This window comes from Streptomyces sp. UG1, from assembly GCF_049974585.1.
In the GTDB taxonomy this organism is placed as follows: domain Bacteria; phylum Actinomycetota; class Actinomycetes; order Streptomycetales; family Streptomycetaceae; genus Streptomyces.
The window spans coordinates 90581-107796 of sequence record NZ_JBNGGG010000006.1 but is presented as its reverse complement, the minus strand read 5'-3'; the positions used below and the strand labels follow the sequence as shown (position 1 = coordinate 107796).

Sequence of the window (17216 nt, the reverse complement as noted above, 5' to 3'; positions counted from 1 at the left end):
CCCCCCACCGGGGACCCTCGCCTCGACGGAGCCCCCGGGGAGATCTCCTCGGGGAGGCGCAAGCCGAACAGCACGCCCGGCAGCGGGGCATGGCGCCCTGGGTCAGGACGTCGACGTCAGTCCGCGATCGGCAGGTACACCCGGTTGCCCGCCGCCGCGAACTCCTTCGACTTCTGAGCCATGCCCTCCTCGATCTCCGCCTGGCTGTCGCCGTGCCGACGGCGAATGTCCTGGGAGATCTTCATCGAGCAGAACTTCGGCCCGCACATGGAGCAGAAGTGGGCCGTCTTGGCGGGCTCCGCCGGGAGGGTCTCGTCGTGGAACTCCCGTGCCGTGTCCGGGTCCAGGGCGAGGTTGAACTGGTCCTCCCACCGGAACTCGAAGCGGGCGTCGGACAGCGCGTCGTCCCACTCCTGCGCTCCGGGGTGCCCCTTGGCCAGATCGGCCGCATGAGCAGCGATCTTGTAGGTGATGACGCCCGTCTTGACGTCGTCACGGTTGGGCAGCCCCAGGTGCTCCTTGGGGGTGACGTAGCAGAGCATCGCCGTGCCCCACCAGGCGATCATCGCGGCACCGATGCCGGAGGTGATGTGGTCGTACGCCGGTGCGACGTCGGTGGTCAGCGGGCCGAGCGTATAGAACGGAGCTTCATCGCAGATCTCCTGCTGAAGGTCGATGTTCTCCTTGATCTTGTGCATCGGGACGTGTCCCGGGCCCTCGATCATGGTCTGTACGTTGAAACGCTTCGCGATCTGGTTGAGTTCCCCGAGAGTTCGCAGTTCGGCGAACTGCGCCTCGTCGTTGGCGTCCGCGATCGAGCCGGGCCTGAGGCCGTCGCCCAGCGAGTAGGTGACGTCGTACGCGGCGAGGATCTCGCAGAGTTCCTCGAAGTTCTCGTACAGGAACGACTCCTTGTGGTGCGCCAGGCACCACGCCGCCATGATCGAGCCGCCGCGCGAGACGATGCCGGTCTTGCGGTTCGCGGTGAGCGGTACGTACGGCAGGCGCACGCCCGCGTGGACCGTCATGTAGTCCACGCCCTGCTCGGCCTGTTCGATGACCGTGTCCTTGTAGATCTCCCAGGTCAGCTCCTCGGCACGGCCGTCGACCTTCTCCAGCGCCTGGTAGAGCGGCACCGTGCCGATGGGCACGGGGGAGTTGCGCAGCACCCATTCACGGGTGGTGTGGATGTTGCGGCCGGTCGACAGGTCCATGACCGTGTCGGCGCCCCAGCGGGTCGCCCAGGTCATCTTCTCGACCTCCTCCTCGATGGAGGAGGTGACCGCGGAGTTGCCGATGTTGGCGTTGACCTTCACCAGGAACCGCTTGCCGATGATCATCGGCTCGATCTCCGGGTGGTTGACGTTGGCGGGCAACACCGCCCGGCCCGCGGCGATCTCCTCGCGGACCACTTCGGGGGAAACGTTCTCCCGGATGGCCACGAACTCCATCTCGGGGGTGATCTCGCCGCGACGTGCGTAGGCGAGCTGCGTGACCGCCTCGCCGTCCCGGCCCCGGCGCGGCTGGCGCGGCCGTCCGGGGAAGACAGCGTCGAGGTTGCGCAGACCGCCGCGCGGCGAGGTGTGCTTGATGCCGTCGTCCTCGGGACGGACGGGACGGCCCGCGTACTCCTCGGTGTCGCCGCGGGCGATGATCCAGTTCTCCCGCAGCGGGGCCAGCCCCCTGCGGACGTCGGTATCGGCGAGTGGATCGGTGTACGGGCCCGATGTGTCGTACAGCGTGACCGACTGCCCGTTGGTGAGGTGCACCTGGCGGACCGGCACTCGCAGATCGGGGCGTGAGCCCTCGACGTATGCCTTGTGCCAGCCGATGGACTTCCCGGCCTCCGGGGACGGTTCGCCCTGAATGGGCTGTTCGTCCTGGTTGGAGGCAGGCGTGCGTGCGTCCTTGATGGTCATGAGACCTACTCCCTACGCCGGCATTACCCGGTAACAGGTTCGGCGGTCGACGCAGCCGTATCCGTCTGCCGACGTTTCGTGGGAAACATCACTCGAGATGGGTGATGTTTCATGTGAAACATCGCTGGGACGGAGGTCAGCGCCCTCTCAGCCCGGTGCTCCGAGCTCCCGCGTGTACAAAGGTGGCTCCACGCTAGCGTCAATTCGGGCGCGGTGAACAGAGGGCCCCGGTCGTTCTTGCGATGATCGGTCGGTGACCACGACGCATGAACCTCCGTACCCACCGCCCGAGCCATCCCGTGGCTCGGGCTCCGGAAGCGGCCCCGGAAACGGTCCCGCGCGTGGCAACGGCCGTGCAGACGGCCGGGGTTCAGGGGCTCCCGGAGGCAGATACGACGGTGGATACGGCCGTGGTGCCACGAGCGGCCCCGACGATCTCGCGGCGGAAACCGGAGGCTGGGGCGAGCACGGCACCGGAACCGGTGGCATGCCACAGCCCCGGGGCGGGGCGGGAGCCTGGCATGAACCCGACCCCAGGCCGGGCGGCATGCGGGAGCGCGGGAGTGGCGTCGGCGGCGGGCACGAGCACGGACCCGGCCCGGGTGGTCCGCACGGTCGCGGTGCCGACTCGGGTGGCTCATCGGGCCAGGGGGCCGGCCCCGGCGATGGGCCCGGGTCCGACTCCGGCGGTGGTCATGGTCGCGGCTCCGGATCCGGCGGGTGGCGGGGCGGCGGTGCCGGTGAAGGGCCTGGGCACGGGCACTCGCACAGCCATGCCCACGGTCCGGCGGCCCCCGTCTCCCAGCATCTGCGCAAGGTCATCGCGGCGGTCCTGATCCCGTTCGCCGCGGCGGTGGTGGTGGGGCTCGCGGTGCTGTGGCCGGGCGGTGCCCCGCCGCACGAGCGCACCGGGGTCGGCTTCGACCGGCAGACACAGCAGGCCACGGTCACCAAGGTGGTCGAGCTGAGCTGCAAGGACGTCAACGCCTCGGGAGTGCCGCCGACCGGCGACACCTCCACCGCCGAGGGGTCCTCCGCGGTGCAGCAGGAGAACGGCACCTGCAAGAAGGCGACGATCCGCGTCGACAGCGGCAAGGACAAGGGCCGTACGTTCACGGAGATCGTGCAGCCCGACCAGTCACGGCAGTTGCACGAGGGCCAGGAGGTCGTGGTCGCCTACGAGCCCTCCGCACCCAGGGATCTCCAGTACTCGGTCACCGACGTCAACCGGCGTGTTCCGTTGTCGGTGCTCGCCGGGATCTTCGCACTCGCCGTCGTGCTCGTCGGGCGGCTGCGGGGCGTCATGGCGCTGATCTCGCTGGCCATCAGCTTCCTGGTGCTCAACTTCTTCATCCTGCCCGCGATCCTGCAGGGCTCGAACCCGCTGGTCGTGGCCGTGGTGGGGGCGAGTGCGATCATGCTCATCGCCCTCTATCTGTGCCACGGCCTCTCGGCCCGGACATCGGTCGCGGTACTCGGCACGCTGATCTCGCTGCTGCTGATCGGCATCCTCGGCTCGCTGTTCATCGACTGGGCCGCGCTCACCGGCAACACCGACGACAACACCGGTCTCATCCACGGGCTGTATCCGTCGATCGACATGAGCGGTCTGCTGCTCGCCGGCATCATCATCGGTTCGCTGGGTGTCCTCGACGATGTGACGGTCACCCAGACGTCCGCGGTCTGGGAGCTGCACGAGGCCAACCCGACGATGGGCTGGCGCGGGCTGTACCGGGCGGGTATCCGCATCGGCCGCGACCACATCGCGTCCGTCGTCAACACCCTCGTCCTCGCCTACGCGGGCGCCGCACTGCCGCTGCTGCTGCTCTTCTCGATCGCGCAGAGCGGCGTCGGCACGGTCGCCAACAGCGAGCTGGTCGCTGAGGAGATCGTGCGCACGCTGGTGGGCTCCATCGGCCTGGTCGCGTCCGTGCCGGTCACCACGGCCCTCGCGGCCCTGGTGGTCTCGGCCGACCGGCCGGAGAAGGGCGCGGTGCCGACCGGCGCCCAGCCGGGTGCGACGGGCGCCCAGCCGGGTCCGGCGGCGCGCGGCGGGCGAGGACGACGGCGGAAGCGGTGACGCCCGGCTGAAAGCAGTGACGCCGGCTGAAAGCAGTGACGCTGGGGGCGCGGTGACGCTGGGGGCGACACCGGAGAACCGTGGCGCGGAGCCGACAGAGGGACCGTGACCGTGACGGGGAATCGCCAGGAGAAGCAGTGGCGCGGAGCCGACAGGGGATAGCGGTGACAGCGGCCGAAGCGATGCCGACGGAGGTGTGGACGGCGGAGGCACCGCCGGCCAAGGGGCGCCGATCCGGTCCGGCCGACTTCGCCCATCCGGCGGAGCGCGCATCACACGCGGCGCGAAGGAAGCGCTCCCACGCGCCCCTTGTGCGCCGCTGAAGCGTTACGCCACCCCCACTCGCACCGGAGTAACGCTTCAGCCGGCGCTCTGCTCCTCCGCCAGGATGCGGTCCAGAGCCTCGTCCAGGTGGGCGTCGAAGTCGGCGAGCGCGCCCTCCTGCCCGAGCGGCACCAGCTTGTCGGTGCGGTCCAGGAAGGCCACCAGCGGCGCCACAGAGGAGCGGAACAGCGCCTGGTCGGCACCCACCTGAAGCCGGATCAGCACGTCACCCAGCGTGTCGGAACCGGCCGGCGAGACCCGTACATCACCCTCCCCGCACGGTCTGCCCACCCCGTCGACCAGCAGCTCCCGGCCGAAGGCCCAGGTCACCGGGGCATCGCCGGGCAGGTGGAAGGTCAGCCGTACCGCATAGGGATCACAGGTCTCGTAACGCAACTCCACCGGGATGCGGAAGGAGAGCTCCTCGGAGACGAGAAAGCTCATCATGACCTCTGCCTGTACGGACTCGCGCATCGCCTACCCCGTCGGTTGCCTTCGACTGGCCGGGACCGGACCCCGAGCCTGATGGAATCTTGCTGAACGTACACGAGAGATCACAAGGAGTGAGTTTTCAGATACTGATAGAGATCGCCAGTGACCCCAGGAGCCGCCCGATCTCGTCCTGCAACTGCCGTGCCGCCGGCAGCAGCCGGTCGGCCTGTTCGACGGGCAGGGAAATGGCCATCGTCGCGGCCGTGGTGCCCACCGTGATGGGGATCGCCGCGCACACCGTGCCCAGTGCGTACTCCTGACGCTCGGTCACCGGCTCCATCCTGCGCATCTGTTCCAGACGGCGGAGCAGCGTGCGGCTGTCGCGGACGGTGTACGGGGTGATGGACTGCACGGGATGGCGCTCGAGGTGATCGCGCCGGGCGTCCTCGTCCAACTGGGACAGCAGGCACTGGCCGATGGCGTGTGCATGGCCGGTCTCGCGGAAGTCGGCCCATTCCTCGACCGCCGGATTGCCGGGGGTGTCGGAGACGCACATGACCTCGATATCGCCGTCGCGGTACTGGGCGTAGTACACGGGGACCCCGATGGCGTCACGGCATCGGGCGAGCGCGTCGGCGACCGTGCTGCGACGTTTCTGCTCGGCTCCGCTGCTGCTCAGCCGCACAGCTGCCTCGCCGAGGAAGAACAGGCCCTTGTCGCGGCGCAGATAGCCCTCGTGCACCAGCGTGCGCAGGAGGTGGTACGCCGTGGGCAGCGCCAGCCCCGTCTCGCGGGCCAGTTGCTTGGCCGGGGCGCCGTATGCGTGCCCGGCGACGCATTCCAGCAGGCGCATCGCGCGCTGGACGGATCCGATGAGTGTCGCGGAGTTCGACTGCTCGGAGGGTTCCCGGGAGGCCTGCCGCGGTACCTGGGGCACGGAGGAGCAGGGCCGTCCGGGGGGTGAGTGGGGTTCTGAGGGTGCGGTGTCTACCGTGGCCAAGGGTCACTCCCGAAGCGAGGGGGGCAGCCCGTGCTGGGGAACACGGGTGGGGGTGTACGCCGCTCGCGGGGTCTTCCCCGCGTCGATTTCCGGACTCTATTGGTCCGCCACCGCCCGCAGACGCCCTGTCCGGAAAACTTCCCTCGCCCGAGGGAACCGGTGATTCCTGTTACCGCCCACCGGTCCCCACGGACCTCACCAGTCGCTGCGGGACGAAGAGTTCGACATGAACTTCCGTACGACGTAGATCAGTCCACCGACCAGCGCCACGAAGACCAGGAGCTTGAAGAGCAGTCCGATCACGAACCCGACGACGCTGGCTATCAGCCCGCCGAACACGACCAGGGCGATGACCGGCACCGCAATCCACTTCACCCACCACGGCAATCCTGCGAAGATCTCACGCATCGCCCTCGTCCTACCTCTCCGCCCGTCCTGTGCCGGGTCCTGATGTCCGCGAATCTGCTGATTCCCTGCACTCGATGCTAGAACCGGCAGGTGCCCGCGCGGGGGCCTCGCAGCCCTTGTCCTCCCCTGATCGATCCCCTAGGGAACCCCGAGGCCGAAGGTCAGCTCTCGGGCGGAGAGAACACCACGAGCACCCGCAGGTCCTCGCTGATGTGGTGGAACTTGTGGGCGACGCCGGCCGGCACGTACACCACACTGCCGCGCGCCACCTGCGTGGTCTCCATGCCGACGGTGATCTGGGCACGGCCGCTCACCACGAAGTAGACCTCGTCCTGGTTGTGCGGCTTCTGTGGATCGTGCTCACCGGCGTTGAGCGCGTACAGGCCCACCGACATGTTCTGCTCCCGCAGAAACTGCAGGTAGGCGCCCTCATTGGCGGCGCGCTCCGCCTCCAGTTCGTCCAGCCGGAATGCCTTCATCGCTGTTGTCCGCCTTCATCCCAGTGCTCATGGCCGAGCTCGTCTGCCACGATCAGACACATGAAGAATTTCGTAGTCAAGACGATCGCCAACGCGGGTGCCCTGGCGGTCGCCGTCTGGCTGCTCGACAAGATCACTCTGACCGGTGACAGCACGGGCAAGAAGATCGGCACCCTGCTCCTCGTCGCACTGATCTTCGGCCTGGTGAACTTCCTGGTCAAGCCGATAGTCAAGCTCCTGAGCCTCCCACTGCTCATCCTGACGCTCGGCCTGTTCACGCTGATCGTCAACGCGCTGATGCTGCTGCTGACCTCGTGGCTCGCCGACAAGCTCGACCTGAGCTTCCACGTCGAGGGCTTCTGGACGGCCGTGCTCGGCGGCCTGATCATCTCGATCGTCTCCTGGGCGCTGAACGTCGTCCTGCCCGACGGGGACTGAGCCTCCGATGACCTACCGCGTCTGCTTCGTCTGCACCGGCAACATCTGCCGCTCGCCGATGGCCGAGTCCGTCTTCCGCGCCCGCGTCGAGGAGGCCGGGCTCGACGGCCTGGTCGCGGTCGACAGCGCCGGCACCGGCGGCTGGCACGAGGGCGACCCGGCCGACCCGCGCACCGTCTCCGTGCTCGAGGAGCACGGCTACGGCAGCGGCCACACGGCCCGGCAGTTCCAGCCGTCCTGGTTCGCCCGCCTCGATCTCGTCGTCGCCCTCGACTCCGGCCACCTCAAGGCCCTGCGCCGCCTCGCTCCCTCGCCGCAGGACGCGGCGAAGGTACGGCTGCTGCGCTCCTACGATCCCGCAGCGGGCGACGACCCCGATGTGCCGGACCCGTACTACGGCGGCCGGGACGGCTTCGAGGAGTGCCTGGAGATGGTGGAGGCGGCGAGCGCGGGGCTCCTCGCCGCCGTCCGTGAGCAAGTGGAGGGACAGGCGGCATGAGCGACCCGGGCCCTGAGGGCCTGCCTTCCGGCGACGGCACGCGCGCGGTGCGGGCCGGCCTGCCCGAGCCGGTCAAGCACGAGCCAGCCCTGCCGGGCCCGGTGTTCGCCGCCCACTACCACCTGCCGGGCGAGCCCACGGGGCCGTACACCTACGGACGTGACGAGAACCCGACCTGGAGCCGTCTGGAGCGCGCCATCGGCGAGCTGGAGGCGCCTGGGGAGGACAGCGTCGAGACGCTGGTCTTCGCCTCGGGCATGGCCGCCATCTCGTCGGTGCTCTTCTCCCGACTGCGGGCCGGGGACACGGTCGTCCTGCCCTCCGACGGCTATCAGGCGCTGCCCCTGGTGCGCGAGCAGTTGGAGGCGTACGGCATCGAGGTGCGCACGGCACCGACCGGCGGGGACGCCCAGCTCGGCGTCCTGGACGGCGCGCAACTGCTGTGGATCGAGACGCCGTCCAACCCCGGCCTCGACGTGTGCGACATCCGACGGCTCGTCGCAGCGGCACACGCGCGTGGCGCCCTCGTCGCCGTCGACAACACGCTCGCCACGCCGCTCGGGCAGCGGCCGCTGGAGCTCGGCGCCGACTTCTCGGTGGCCAGCGGCACCAAGCAGCTCACGGGACACGGCGACATACTGCTGGGATACGTCACCGGACGCGACGCCGAGGCCATGGCCGCCGTACGGCGCTGGCGCAAGATCGCCGGGGCGATCCCGGGTCCCATGGAGGCGTGGCTCGCGCACCGTTCCCTCGCCACCCTCCACCTGCGCGTGGAGCGGCAGAACGCCAATGCCCTCGCGGTCGCCGAGGCCCTGCGGGACTGGCCGGAGGAGCTCGGGGTGCGCTATCCGGGGCTCCCGGGCGACCCCTCGTACAAGATCGCCTCGCAGCAGATGCGGCGCCCCGGGTGCGTGGTGTCCTTCACCCTGCCCACGCGCGCGCGTGCCGAGCGGTTCCTGGACGTCCTGCGGCTCGTCGACGACGCGACCAGTTTCGGCGGCGTCAGGTCCACGGCCGAACGGCGCGGACGCTGGGGCGGCGATGCCGTACCGGAGGGCTTCATCCGCATGTCGGTCGGTGCCGAGGATCTCCAGGATCTGGTGGCGGATGTGCTGCGCGCACTGGACGAATCGGCCGAGTGACCGGGGCTTCCCCGCGTCGGTCGGTGTCCCGATACGTGGAACGGGCGGTCCGAGCCTCCCCCCTCGTGGCTCGGACCGCCCTCGGTTCTGCGCGCGAAGAACCGCGCGAACAAGGCTAGTTGACTCTCTGTCAGTGTCCAATCACAGTAGCGACAGCGACCTATCGACTTATTTATAGTTGGGCCCTGCCCTGGGGGTGGGGAGAAGGGCGGGGACTGGGAGGGTAAGGCATGGATCTGGCCTTGTTGCGCACCTTTGTGACCGTGCACCGGGCCGGCTCCTTCACCCGCGCCGCCGCGCTGCTCGGACTGTCGCAGCCGGCCGTGACCGCGCAGATCCGCACCCTGGAGCGACAGTTGGGTCGCCCCCTGTTCCTACGGCAGGCCCGGGGAGTGACGCCCACGACCATCGGCGACGAACTCGCTCACAAGGCCGCACCGCATCTCGACGCCCTGGTGGAGATCACCGAGACGGGACTCGACGACGAGTCCTCCTTACGATCCGTGCACCTCGCCGGCCCTCCCGAGTTCACCGCCGAGCGGGCGCTGCCCGCGCTCACCGAACTGACCGGCGAGGACGGCCAGGGCTTCGCCCTGCGCGCATCCTTCGGCAACGCCGAGGAGACCCTGGAAGGGCTGGCCGCCGGGCATCACGATCTGGCCATCAGTACGGCCCGTCCGCGCGGCGCTCTGCTCACGGCGACTGCGCTCTGCGACGAGGAGCACGTCCTTGTCGCCTCCCCTCGCTGGGTCGACCGGATCGGCGCTGGGCAACTGCGTCACAAGGGGGCGCATGCGCTGGAGGACGTCCCGGTCGTGGAGGTGCACGAGTCCCTCCCGTTCGTCTCCCGCTACTGGGCCTCGGTCTACGACTCCCGTCCGGCCGCCCCCGGCACCGTGATCGTCCCCGACCTCCGCGCGGTCCTCGCCTGCGCGGTCGCTGGGGCGGGGCTGGCAGTACTGCCCCGCTATCTGTGCGCGGACGCGCTGGAGCGCGGCGAGGTCGTCGCCCTGCACGATCCGCCGGTGCCGCCGCTGCGGACGTACTTCCTGGTGGTCCGCACGGGCACGCTGGCGATGCCGCATATCGCGCGGGCTCACGAGTGGCTGCTGCGAGCGGCTGTGGACTGGGCCTGAGCAGCGGCTTCGGACCGGGCCTGACCAGCGGCTTCGCGAGCCGGCGGGCATGGGTTTCAGCGGGCCCGAGCAAGGCTTTCGAGACCGTCACACCATGAGCTCGGCCGGTGACGTTTCGCAATGTTTCACGTGGAACCAGCCGGGCCACATTTCTCCCATGACCGTCCGACCCGTGGTCAAGCGCACCGCCCGCGCCGTTCTGCTGGACGGCGACGACCTGATCCTGATCAAGCGCACCAAGCCCGGCATGGATCCCTACTGGCTCACGCCCGGTGGCGGGGTCGAGCCGACGGACTCCACCGTCGTCGACGCCCTGCACCGCGAGGTCTATGAGGAGCTCGGTGCCAAGATCACCGATGTGGTGCCCTGCTTCGTCGACACCGTCGAGCACATCGGCGAGGACGGCGGGGCGACCGGTGTGAAGGTGCAGCACTTCTTCGTCTGCCGACTGGGATCCATGGACACGTCCTTGCGGCACGGACCCGAGGTGGACGAGCCCATCGGCGAGTACGAGATCGTGCGCGTGCCGTTCACCCGGGTCGGAATCGCCTCCGTCCATCTCGTGCCGCTGTCGCTGCGGCACTACCTCGACGGAAACATCGAGGGCGTCCGCGCCATGCACGCCCCCGACCTGGGCTGACCACCGACCGCGGTACCGCCGTCGGCATGCAGGTCAGTTGGCGGCGACGAGTTCCTCCACCGAGTCATGGCGTATGCGCTCGGACGGGATGCCGATGTCTCGCAGTACGTCGACACCGCTGCGGATCATGCCGGGCGGGCCGGAGACATAGGCGTCGTACCCGGTCCAGGGCCCGTACTGTCGTATGGCGTCGGGAAGCTGGAGCAGTCCGTGCCGGTCCACGACCGGACGGATCTCCAGCCAGGGGTGGGACTGCTTGAGCCTCAGCATCGTGTCGATGTCGTACAGGTCCTGGTCGGTGCGTGCGCCGTAGAAGACCTCGACCGGCCGCCGCTCGCCGTGTTCGGCCACGTCCTCGACCAGTGCCTTGATGGGCGCTATGCCGGTGCCTCCGCCCAGGCAGAGCAGACCGCTGTCGGTGGTGTGGTCCACGGTCATCGAGCCGCCCGGCGGACCGAGCCGGATGATGTCGCCCGGCCGGGCGCGGTGCACCAGCGCGTTGGAGACCCAGCCGGCGGGGACGGCCTTCACATGGAACGTCAGCAGGCCGTCGGAGCGGGGCGCGGAGGCGAAGGAATAGTGCCGCCAGATCCTGGGCCACCAGGGGGTCTCCAGGCTGGCGTACTGCCCGGCGAGGAACGGATAGGGCTGGTCGGGGCGGACGGTGATGACGGCGATGTTCGACGTTCTGAGGTCGTGCGTCACGACCTCCGCGTACCACCAGGCGGGGGCGCGCAGTTCGTCCGCCGCCGCCGCGTCGATCATGACCTGCGAGATCGTCGTGTAGGCGCGGACCCAGGCAGCCTCCATCTCGCCGTCCCAGACACCGCCGGCGTACTTGCTGAGCGCGCCGATGAGGCACTCACCGACGGCCGGGTAGTGCTCGGGCCGGGTGCCGTACTTGCGGTGACCGCGGCCGAGGTTTTGCAGGTAGTCGACGAGAACCGGGGTGTTGTCGATGTGCTCGGCGGCGGTGAGCAGGGCTTTGAGCAGCCGGTCGCGCTGGGTGTCCATCGCGGCCGGGAACAGGGAGCGCAGGTCGGGGTGGCGTACGAAGAGCAGGGCGTAGAAGTACGACGTGACCTTGTCGGCCACGGGGGCGACCTCCGCCATCGTCCGACGGATCAGGATGGCGTCCGGGGAGGCGGGCTGGGCCGGGGCGGGGCGCTGGGCCGGGACGTGCGGCTGCGGGGCGGGTTGTGCGAGAGAGGTCGGCGGCGCGGGTGAGGCCTGGAGTGCTTGGCCAGGGGCCAAGGTGGTGGCTGCGTGCGGCGCTTGGCCTGGAGGCGGGGCGGTGGTGGCAGCCTGTGGTGCCTGGACCGGCATCGAGGCGGAGGCGGGAGTGCGGGGTGCTTGCCCTGGCGTGGTGGCGGGCGCGGGCGTCGAGGGCGCGGGCGGTATGTGACCCGATGTGGGCGGTTCGGGGGTCGGTATCGCGGCCGGGGTCGACGGGGGTGCGTCGTCGCCGTTGGCCGAAGCCGTCCTGCCCACCGGACGCAGCGCGGCCAGGCGTTGGCCTTCGACCGTCTCCGGTTCGCTGCCCTGGGTCGTCGCCGGCTGCTTGCGCGGCGTGAACCAGCCGTCCCCGCCGCCGGAAGTGCCGTTGTCGGCCGACGTGGTGGTCGGAGCGTCCATGGTGTGCCTCGCCTCGAACATCTCTCGGTCGGTCTGCGCACTTCCTCGGTCGGAAGGTGCCTGCTTCCCCCGTTATGCCTTGCAATCCCCGTTCGTTGCCGCGATCCAATACGGCCACATTCAACCCACATTCACACCGTGTACGGACAAGTAGGGCGAGAGTGTGACATTGGCCGCAGTACTCTCGCCGCAGCCTCCCATCGCACGCCGGCGCCCGGACTCCATAACCGAGAATGCGGGTCTTCGATCTCTCCGTCCCATTAGGCTGCTTTGCCTTGCGCTCGGTCCACGCCGGGAGCTTGCATCACAGCTCGGACACGAACCGGAGTCGACCCTACCGGCCGTCGCCCCGATCACAAGTCCCGCCTTCCTTCGTCACGAAAGGGGAGAGGGGACGAACGGCCAATTCCTTCGATTACCGGCCGCTGCGCACCAGTTCATAGGCTTCCCACAGATCCATCCCCATGTAGGAGTGCGTCGCGAGTCCGGCCAGATGCCGGTCCGCGTTGACCGCGACGGATACCGGGACGACTCCGAACAGCGCCTTGTCCGACAGCGAGTCGCCATAGGCAACGCATTCGTCCCGCGTCACCCCGAACTCCGCACAGAGCAGATCGGCGATGTGAACCTTCGCCTCGGCGCTGAGGACTCCGGCCGGATCGACGGGCTCGGTGAACGGCACGGCCGGAAAGCGGGAACCGTACGCCGCGTGTGCGCCCCAGCCCGTCAGCCGCTCCACGAAGAAGGAGGGCGAGAGCGAGACGACGGCGCAGTAGTCGCCCTGTCCCCTGATCTCCGCCCAGACCTCACGGATTCGGGCCAGCCAAGGAGCACCGTCGAAGGCGGCCACCACATGGGCCTCGGTGAGGTCGGCCCAGAGCGCGTACACCCGCTTCGCGTACTCCGGAGGGCCGATCAGCCCTGCCGAGATCTCCCGGTCGAGCGCAACGGTCTCCTCCTCCAGCCCGAGCTGTCGTGAGATCTCCACGGGCGCGGATGTTCCATGCAGGAGCGTGCCGTCCAGATCGAAAAGATGAAGTCTCGCCATGGGGGTTGAGGCTAATGGCGTGTGCCCTCGGTCCTTCGGGCGGAGATCCCACGAGATCGACGCTCGCTGCTGGCTGATGGCTGTCCGCCGTTGGCCGTTGGCTATTCACCGTTGGCCGTTCGCTGTTCGCTGTTCGCCCATGTTTCACGTGAAACACCCAGCATCTGCCGGCACACTTTGCGGTCGGCCATGACATGGCCAAAAGCTCGTACGTCTCCCTGGAAACAGGTGGACGACCAGGGCAGTCGTCAGACAGCCTGACCTGCGTGCCGACTCCTTCCCCCGCCGCTCTGCCCATCCGCCGTCTGACGCCTCGCGACCTCACCGCCTGCGCCGACTTGTCCGAGGACCGGGGTTGGCCCCGTGAGGAACACAAGTGGGGGTTCCTCCTCACAGCCGGGAAGGGCTACGGCATCGACGACCCCGCCGGTGGACTCGTCAGCGCCTGCGTCGTCACGGAGTACGGACCGCAGGAGCGCCCCGACCTGGGAGCCATCGGCATGGTCCTGGTCGCCGAGCGCCATGCCCGCCGAGGCATCGGACGCCGGCTGATGCGTCACGTCGTCGACGCGATGGGCACAACACCACTGACGCTGCACGCGACGCCGTACGGACAGCCGCTCTACGAAGAACTCGGCTTCAAGGTCGCCGGCCGGGCGGAGATGCTGCGCGGGCACTTCACAGGTACCTCGGCACCCACGATCACCACGCGTGCGGTCACCGCCGAGGATCTCGGCGCCATCGTGCGGCTCGACGAGGAGGTGTTCGGCAGCGATCGCACGCACATCATCACGCGGCTGCCCGCCTTCGCCGACCAGCTCCGCGTCGCCGAGGAGCACGGGCGGATCATCGGGTACGCAGGTGCCTGGCCCAACATGGAAACGCAGGTCGTGGGCCCTCTGATCGCCCGCGACACCGAGACCGCGAAGGCTCTCATCGCCTCCCTCGCCGCCCACACCGACCGCCCGCTGCGCACCGACATCGACGTACGCCATGAGGAGCTGCTGGCGTGGGCGAAGGGGCACGGTCTGGCCTCCGTCGCCTTCAACTCGGTCATGACGTACGGCATCCCGGAACTGCCGGGCGACTGGACCCGGCGTTTCGCTCCGCTGACGGTGGCGGCGGGCTGAGGCTGCTCGACGGCAGGCTGGAGCGCGCAGAGATAACGCCGGGCCACATCGGGGACCGGCGTCACCTCATCGATCGGAAGGTACGGTCAGGCAAGCGCCTCGATGGCGGTCGTCGCGAACCGGTGATCCTGCTCCGGCGCGCCGCCGCCGACACCGATCGCTCCGATCAGCCGGCCGTCCCTGTGGAGCGGCACACCGCCCGCGATGAACAGCAGTGGCCGGTCCAGCGCGGTCGGCAGGGTGTGGAAGAGCGCGCCGGGCTGTACGGCCTCGACGAGATCGGCGGTCGGGGCGCCGAGTTGGAGTGCCGTGTAGGCCTTGCGGGTGCTGGTCTCCCCGGAGATCAGCACGGCTCGGTCGTCCCGCCGGAAGGCGAGCAGATGGCCTCCGGCATCCAGGACCGTGACGCTGACGGTCACCCCGGCCTCCTCGGCGGCCCGGTGTGCGGCGGCGACGAGGAAGTCGGCGTCCTGGGTGGTCAGGGGGGCGACTGCGGTGGCGGTGCTCATGGGGGCTCCTTGCGGTTTCGTGCTGAGGTGGAACGGTGTGGTGCCGACGTGGACTGTCACGGGTCCGGATGTGCGAGGGCGGCCCTGACCCCGCACGGGGGTCGGCTCAGTGGTGTATGGCGGCTCGCTGCTCGGCGGGCACGGTGCCGGTGACGACAGTGCTGGAGGCGGCTTCATCACGGCGCTCCAGCACGGCCGAGAGGAATGCCAGCAGCAGCGCGGCCGCGGCGAGGGCGGCGCCGACCCAGTTGGGGGACGTGTAGCCGAAGCCGGCCGCGATGACGAGGCCGCCGAGCCAGGCGGAGAGCGCGTTGCCGAGGTTGAAAGCGCCGATGTTCACGGCCGAGGCCAGCGTCGGAGCACCGTGTGCCTGGTCCAGGACGCGCTTTTGCAGCGGGGGGACGGTGGCGAAGCCCAGGGCGCCGATCAGCGTGATGGTGACGGCCGCGAGGATCTTGTTCTGCGCCGTGAGCGTGAAGAGCGCGAGCACGACGGCGAGGGCGCCCAGGGAGACGTAGAGCATGGGCATCAGCGCGCGGTCGGCGTACTTGCCGCCGATCAGGTTGCCGCCGACCATGCCGAGCCCGAAGAGGACCAGGAGCCAGGTGACGGAACCGTCGGCGAAGCCGCCGACGTGGGTCATCATCGGCGCGATGTAGGTGATGGCCGCGAATACACCGCCAAAGCCGAGGACCGTCATCGCCATGGCCAGCAGGACCTGGGCGTTCTTGAAGGCGGCCAGCTCATGGCGCAGCCGTACGCCCTGCGGCTTGGGCATGTCGGGGACCAGCTTGGCGATGCCGGCCAGGCCGATGACGCCGAGAGCGGCGACGATGCCGAAGGTGACGCGCCAGCCGGCGGACTGGCCCACGAACGTGCCCAACGGGACGCCGACGACATTGGCGACGGTCAGGCCGGTGAACATCATCGCGATGGCTCCGGCCTTCTTGTCCGGAGCGACCAGATCGGCCGCGACGACCGACCCGATGCCGAAGAAGGCACCGTGGGCGAGCGAGGCGACCACGCGGCCGATCAGCATGACGGAGAAGACCGGCGCGACGGCGGACAGCAGGTTGCCGGCGATGAAGAGCCCCATCAGCAGCATCAGCATCTGCTTGCGGGAGACCTTGGTGCCGAGCACGGTCATCAGCGGAGCGCCGAGAACCACACCGAGCGCGTAGCCGGTCACCAGGAAGCCGGCGGTGGGGATGGAGACCCCGAAGTCACCCGCGACCTCGGGCAGCAGGCCCATGATCACGAACTCGGTCGTTCCGATTCCGAAGGCCCCGATCGCGAGGGCCAGAAGCGCGAGAGGCATGGAGAGGTGACACCTTCCGAGGATTGCAGGGGCGCTTTACGCTCGAAGACAATAGTTGCATACGCGCTATATCTGCAAGCGCCGACTATTGCGTCTCTGCTCTATCCTGGCTTCAAGCCGCTCCGGGACGGAGGAATCGACATGACAGCGACGGAGCCCGCGCTCACCGCCCTCGCCCAGGGCTGGTGCGCCCTCTCCCTGCTGCACAGCAGGATCGAGACGCACATCGAGCGCGCCCTGCAGGCCCGGCACGACCTGAGCGTGCGCGAGTACTCCCTGCTCGATGTCCTCAGCCGCCAGCACCACGGCGAAGGCGGCCACCTCCAGATGAAACAGGTCGCCGACGCCGTCGTCCTCAGCCAGAGCGCCACCACCCGCCTCGTCACCCGGCTCGAAGACCGCGGCCTGCTCTCCCGCTACCTCTGCCCCACCGACCGCCGCGGCATCTACACCGACGTCACCGAAGCCGGCCTCGAACTCCTCCACCAGGCCCGCCCCACCAACGACACCGCCCTGCGCGAAGCCCTCGACGAAGCCGCCAAGAACCCCGAACTGGCCCCCCTGGTCCGAGCCGTCGAGACACTCCGCGCGCCCGCATAGGGTGCAGACATGGGAGATCTTGAGATACGGCCCGCTGTCGCCGACGACATCCCCGCGATCGTCGGCATGCTCGCGGACGACCCACTGGGCGCCCAGCGTGAGTCCCCCGACGACCTGACCCCCTACCTGGCCGCGCTCGAGCGGCTCAGCAGCGATCCGAACCAGCACCTGGTCGTCGCCGTCCGCGAGGGCCGCGCCGTCGGCACCCTCCAGCTCACGGTCATTCCCGGGCTGTCACGGCGCGGCTCCACCAGGTCGATCATCGAAGCCGTCCGCATCCACGCCGACGAGCGAGGCAGCGGCCTGGGCACGCAGCTCATCGAGTGGGCCATCGACGAATCCCGGCGACAGAACTGCCAGTTGGTGCAGCTCACCTCCGACAAGAGCCGTACGGACGCCCACCGCTTCTATGAGCGGCTCGGTTTCACCGCCTCGCACGTGGGCTTCAAGCTCCCGTTGTGAAAGAAGCGCCTGTT

At 69.2% G+C, this 17216-nt stretch carries 18 protein-coding genes; 9 read left to right on the top strand and 9 right to left on the bottom strand.

What is annotated here, in order from left to right:
* Nucleotides 1–116: 116 nt before the first annotated feature.
* Nucleotides 117–1919 (bottom strand): phosphomethylpyrimidine synthase ThiC, encoded by a 1803-nt coding sequence (gene thiC, locus ACP4J3_RS08745; RefSeq protein WP_426532118.1) that lies wholly within the window; start codon nucleotides 1917–1919, stop codon nucleotides 117–119.
* Nucleotides 1920–2466: 547 nt separating this feature from the next.
* Between thiC and ACP4J3_RS08740 the strand changes: the two genes are divergently transcribed.
* Complete coding sequence (locus ACP4J3_RS08740; protein WP_426532401.1) at nucleotides 2467–3999, top strand: YibE/F family protein; 1533 nt, start codon at nucleotides 2467–2469, stop codon at nucleotides 3997–3999.
* Between the two features lie 360 nt (nucleotides 4000–4359).
* Here the strand turns inward: ACP4J3_RS08740 and ACP4J3_RS08735 are convergent, their stop codons facing one another.
* From ACP4J3_RS08735 to ACP4J3_RS08720, 4 genes are all read right to left on the bottom strand, one after another.
* Nucleotides 4360–4797: an SsgA family sporulation/cell division regulator gene (locus tag ACP4J3_RS08735; RefSeq protein ID WP_426532116.1), complete on the bottom strand. Its 438-nt coding sequence runs from the start codon at nucleotides 4795–4797 to the stop codon at nucleotides 4360–4362.
* 97 nt (nucleotides 4798–4894) lie between these two features.
* Nucleotides 4895–5692: an IclR family transcriptional regulator gene (locus ACP4J3_RS08730; protein WP_426532114.1), complete on the bottom strand. Its 798-nt coding sequence runs from the start codon at nucleotides 5690–5692 to the stop codon at nucleotides 4895–4897.
* A gap of 258 nt (nucleotides 5693–5950) precedes the next feature.
* Nucleotides 5951–6163 (bottom strand): DUF5326 family protein, encoded by a 213-nt coding sequence (locus ACP4J3_RS08725; protein ID WP_426532112.1) that lies wholly within the window; start codon nucleotides 6161–6163, stop codon nucleotides 5951–5953.
* 161 nt (nucleotides 6164–6324) lie between these two features.
* Complete coding sequence (locus tag ACP4J3_RS08720) at nucleotides 6325–6642, bottom strand: cupin domain-containing protein (RefSeq protein WP_194043891.1); 318 nt, start codon at nucleotides 6640–6642, stop codon at nucleotides 6325–6327.
* A 60-nt stretch (nucleotides 6643–6702) separates the two neighbouring features.
* Between ACP4J3_RS08720 and ACP4J3_RS08715 the strand changes: the two genes are divergently transcribed.
* The 5 genes from ACP4J3_RS08715 (at nucleotide 6703) to ACP4J3_RS08695 (ending at nucleotide 10500) form a co-directional block, all read left to right on the top strand.
* Nucleotides 6703–7080, top strand: coding sequence for a phage holin family protein (locus ACP4J3_RS08715; RefSeq protein ID WP_426532110.1), 378 nt, complete (start codon nucleotides 6703–6705; stop codon nucleotides 7078–7080).
* A 7-nt stretch (nucleotides 7081–7087) separates the two neighbouring features.
* Nucleotides 7088–7579: a low molecular weight protein-tyrosine-phosphatase gene (locus ACP4J3_RS08710; protein ID WP_426532108.1), complete on the top strand. Its 492-nt coding sequence runs from the start codon at nucleotides 7088–7090 to the stop codon at nucleotides 7577–7579.
* A complete protein-coding gene (locus ACP4J3_RS08705; protein ID WP_426532106.1) occupies nucleotides 7576–8724 on the top strand; it encodes a cystathionine gamma-lyase in 1149 nt (382 codons plus the stop codon). The genes ACP4J3_RS08710 and ACP4J3_RS08705 overlap by 4 nt, the downstream gene beginning before the upstream one ends.
* A 230-nt stretch (nucleotides 8725–8954) precedes the next feature.
* Nucleotides 8955–9860 (top strand): LysR family transcriptional regulator, encoded by a 906-nt coding sequence (locus ACP4J3_RS08700; RefSeq protein WP_426532104.1) that lies wholly within the window; start codon nucleotides 8955–8957, stop codon nucleotides 9858–9860.
* A 157-nt stretch (nucleotides 9861–10017) separates the two neighbouring features.
* Nucleotides 10018–10500 (top strand): NUDIX domain-containing protein, encoded by a 483-nt coding sequence (locus ACP4J3_RS08695; RefSeq protein ID WP_148000301.1) that lies wholly within the window; start codon nucleotides 10018–10020, stop codon nucleotides 10498–10500.
* A gap of 33 nt (nucleotides 10501–10533) precedes the next feature.
* Here ACP4J3_RS08695 and ACP4J3_RS08690 read toward each other — a convergent pair whose 3' ends face one another.
* Both ACP4J3_RS08690 and ACP4J3_RS08685 read right to left on the bottom strand, forming a co-directional pair.
* Nucleotides 10534–12135: a globin domain-containing protein gene (locus ACP4J3_RS08690; protein WP_426532101.1), complete on the bottom strand. Its 1602-nt coding sequence runs from the start codon at nucleotides 12133–12135 to the stop codon at nucleotides 10534–10536.
* A gap of 415 nt (nucleotides 12136–12550) precedes the next feature.
* The gene (locus ACP4J3_RS08685) at nucleotides 12551–13183 is read right to left on the bottom strand and encodes an HAD family hydrolase (RefSeq protein WP_426532099.1); all 633 of its coding nucleotides are present in this window, start codon (nucleotides 13181–13183) and stop codon (nucleotides 12551–12553) included.
* A 266-nt stretch (nucleotides 13184–13449) separates the two neighbouring features.
* Between ACP4J3_RS08685 and ACP4J3_RS08680 the strand changes: the two genes are divergently transcribed.
* Nucleotides 13450–14313, top strand: a complete 864-nt coding sequence (locus ACP4J3_RS08680; protein WP_426532098.1) for a GNAT family N-acetyltransferase — start codon at nucleotides 13450–13452, stop codon at nucleotides 14311–14313.
* 86 nt (nucleotides 14314–14399) lie between these two features.
* Here ACP4J3_RS08680 and ACP4J3_RS08675 read toward each other — a convergent pair whose 3' ends face one another.
* On the bottom strand, nucleotides 14400–14822 hold the full coding sequence (locus tag ACP4J3_RS08675) for a GlcG/HbpS family heme-binding protein (protein WP_426532096.1): 423 nt from the start codon (nucleotides 14820–14822) through the stop codon (nucleotides 14400–14402).
* Between the two features lie 106 nt (nucleotides 14823–14928).
* Entirely contained in the window at nucleotides 14929–16140 is a 1212-nt protein-coding gene (locus ACP4J3_RS08670; protein WP_426532094.1) for an MFS transporter, read from the bottom strand.
* 141 nt (nucleotides 16141–16281) lie between these two features.
* Here ACP4J3_RS08670 and ACP4J3_RS08665 point away from each other — a divergent pair, with 141 nt between their 5' ends.
* Together ACP4J3_RS08665 and ACP4J3_RS08660 are read left to right on the top strand one after the other, a co-directional pair.
* Complete coding sequence (locus tag ACP4J3_RS08665) at nucleotides 16282–16740, top strand: MarR family winged helix-turn-helix transcriptional regulator (protein WP_426532092.1); 459 nt, start codon at nucleotides 16282–16284, stop codon at nucleotides 16738–16740.
* 9 nt (nucleotides 16741–16749) lie between these two features.
* Complete coding sequence (locus ACP4J3_RS08660; RefSeq protein WP_426532090.1) at nucleotides 16750–17202, top strand: N-acetyltransferase family protein; 453 nt, start codon at nucleotides 16750–16752, stop codon at nucleotides 17200–17202.
* Nucleotides 17203–17216: the final 14 nt, after the last annotated feature.

Excerpts from the sequence above, each read along its gene's own strand:
- ACP4J3_RS08685 (WP_426532099.1), bottom strand. The coding sequence starts at position 13,183 with ATGGCGAGACTTCATCTTTTCGATCTGGACGGCACGCTCCTGCATGGA.
- ACP4J3_RS08725 (WP_426532112.1), bottom strand. The coding sequence starts at position 6,163 with ATGCGTGAGATCTTCGCAGGATTGCCGTGGTGGGTGAAGTGGATTGCG.
- ACP4J3_RS08690 (WP_426532101.1), bottom strand. The coding sequence starts at position 12,135 with ATGGACGCTCCGACCACCACGTCGGCCGACAACGGCACTTCCGGCGGC.
- ACP4J3_RS08715 (WP_426532110.1), top strand. The coding sequence starts at position 6,703 with ATGAAGAATTTCGTAGTCAAGACGATCGCCAACGCGGGTGCCCTGGCG.
- thiC (WP_426532118.1), bottom strand. The coding sequence starts at position 1,919 with ATGACCATCAAGGACGCACGCACGCCTGCCTCCAACCAGGACGAACAG.
- ACP4J3_RS08740 (WP_426532401.1), top strand. The coding sequence starts at position 2,467 with ATGCGGGAGCGCGGGAGTGGCGTCGGCGGCGGGCACGAGCACGGACCC.
- ACP4J3_RS08675 (WP_426532096.1), bottom strand. The coding sequence starts at position 14,822 with ATGAGCACCGCCACCGCAGTCGCCCCCCTGACCACCCAGGACGCCGAC.
- ACP4J3_RS08720 (WP_194043891.1), bottom strand. The coding sequence starts at position 6,642 with ATGAAGGCATTCCGGCTGGACGAACTGGAGGCGGAGCGCGCCGCCAAT.
- ACP4J3_RS08710 (WP_426532108.1), top strand. The coding sequence starts at position 7,088 with ATGACCTACCGCGTCTGCTTCGTCTGCACCGGCAACATCTGCCGCTCG.
- ACP4J3_RS08665 (WP_426532092.1), top strand. The coding sequence starts at position 16,282 with ATGACAGCGACGGAGCCCGCGCTCACCGCCCTCGCCCAGGGCTGGTGC.
- ACP4J3_RS08705 (WP_426532106.1), top strand. The coding sequence starts at position 7,576 with ATGAGCGACCCGGGCCCTGAGGGCCTGCCTTCCGGCGACGGCACGCGC.
- ACP4J3_RS08670 (WP_426532094.1), bottom strand. The coding sequence starts at position 16,140 with ATGCCTCTCGCGCTTCTGGCCCTCGCGATCGGGGCCTTCGGAATCGGA.
- ACP4J3_RS08695 (WP_148000301.1), top strand. The coding sequence starts at position 10,018 with ATGACCGTCCGACCCGTGGTCAAGCGCACCGCCCGCGCCGTTCTGCTG.
- ACP4J3_RS08660 (WP_426532090.1), top strand. The coding sequence starts at position 16,750 with ATGGGAGATCTTGAGATACGGCCCGCTGTCGCCGACGACATCCCCGCG.
- ACP4J3_RS08735 (WP_426532116.1), bottom strand. The coding sequence starts at position 4,797 with ATGCGCGAGTCCGTACAGGCAGAGGTCATGATGAGCTTTCTCGTCTCC.
- ACP4J3_RS08700 (WP_426532104.1), top strand. The coding sequence starts at position 8,955 with ATGGATCTGGCCTTGTTGCGCACCTTTGTGACCGTGCACCGGGCCGGC.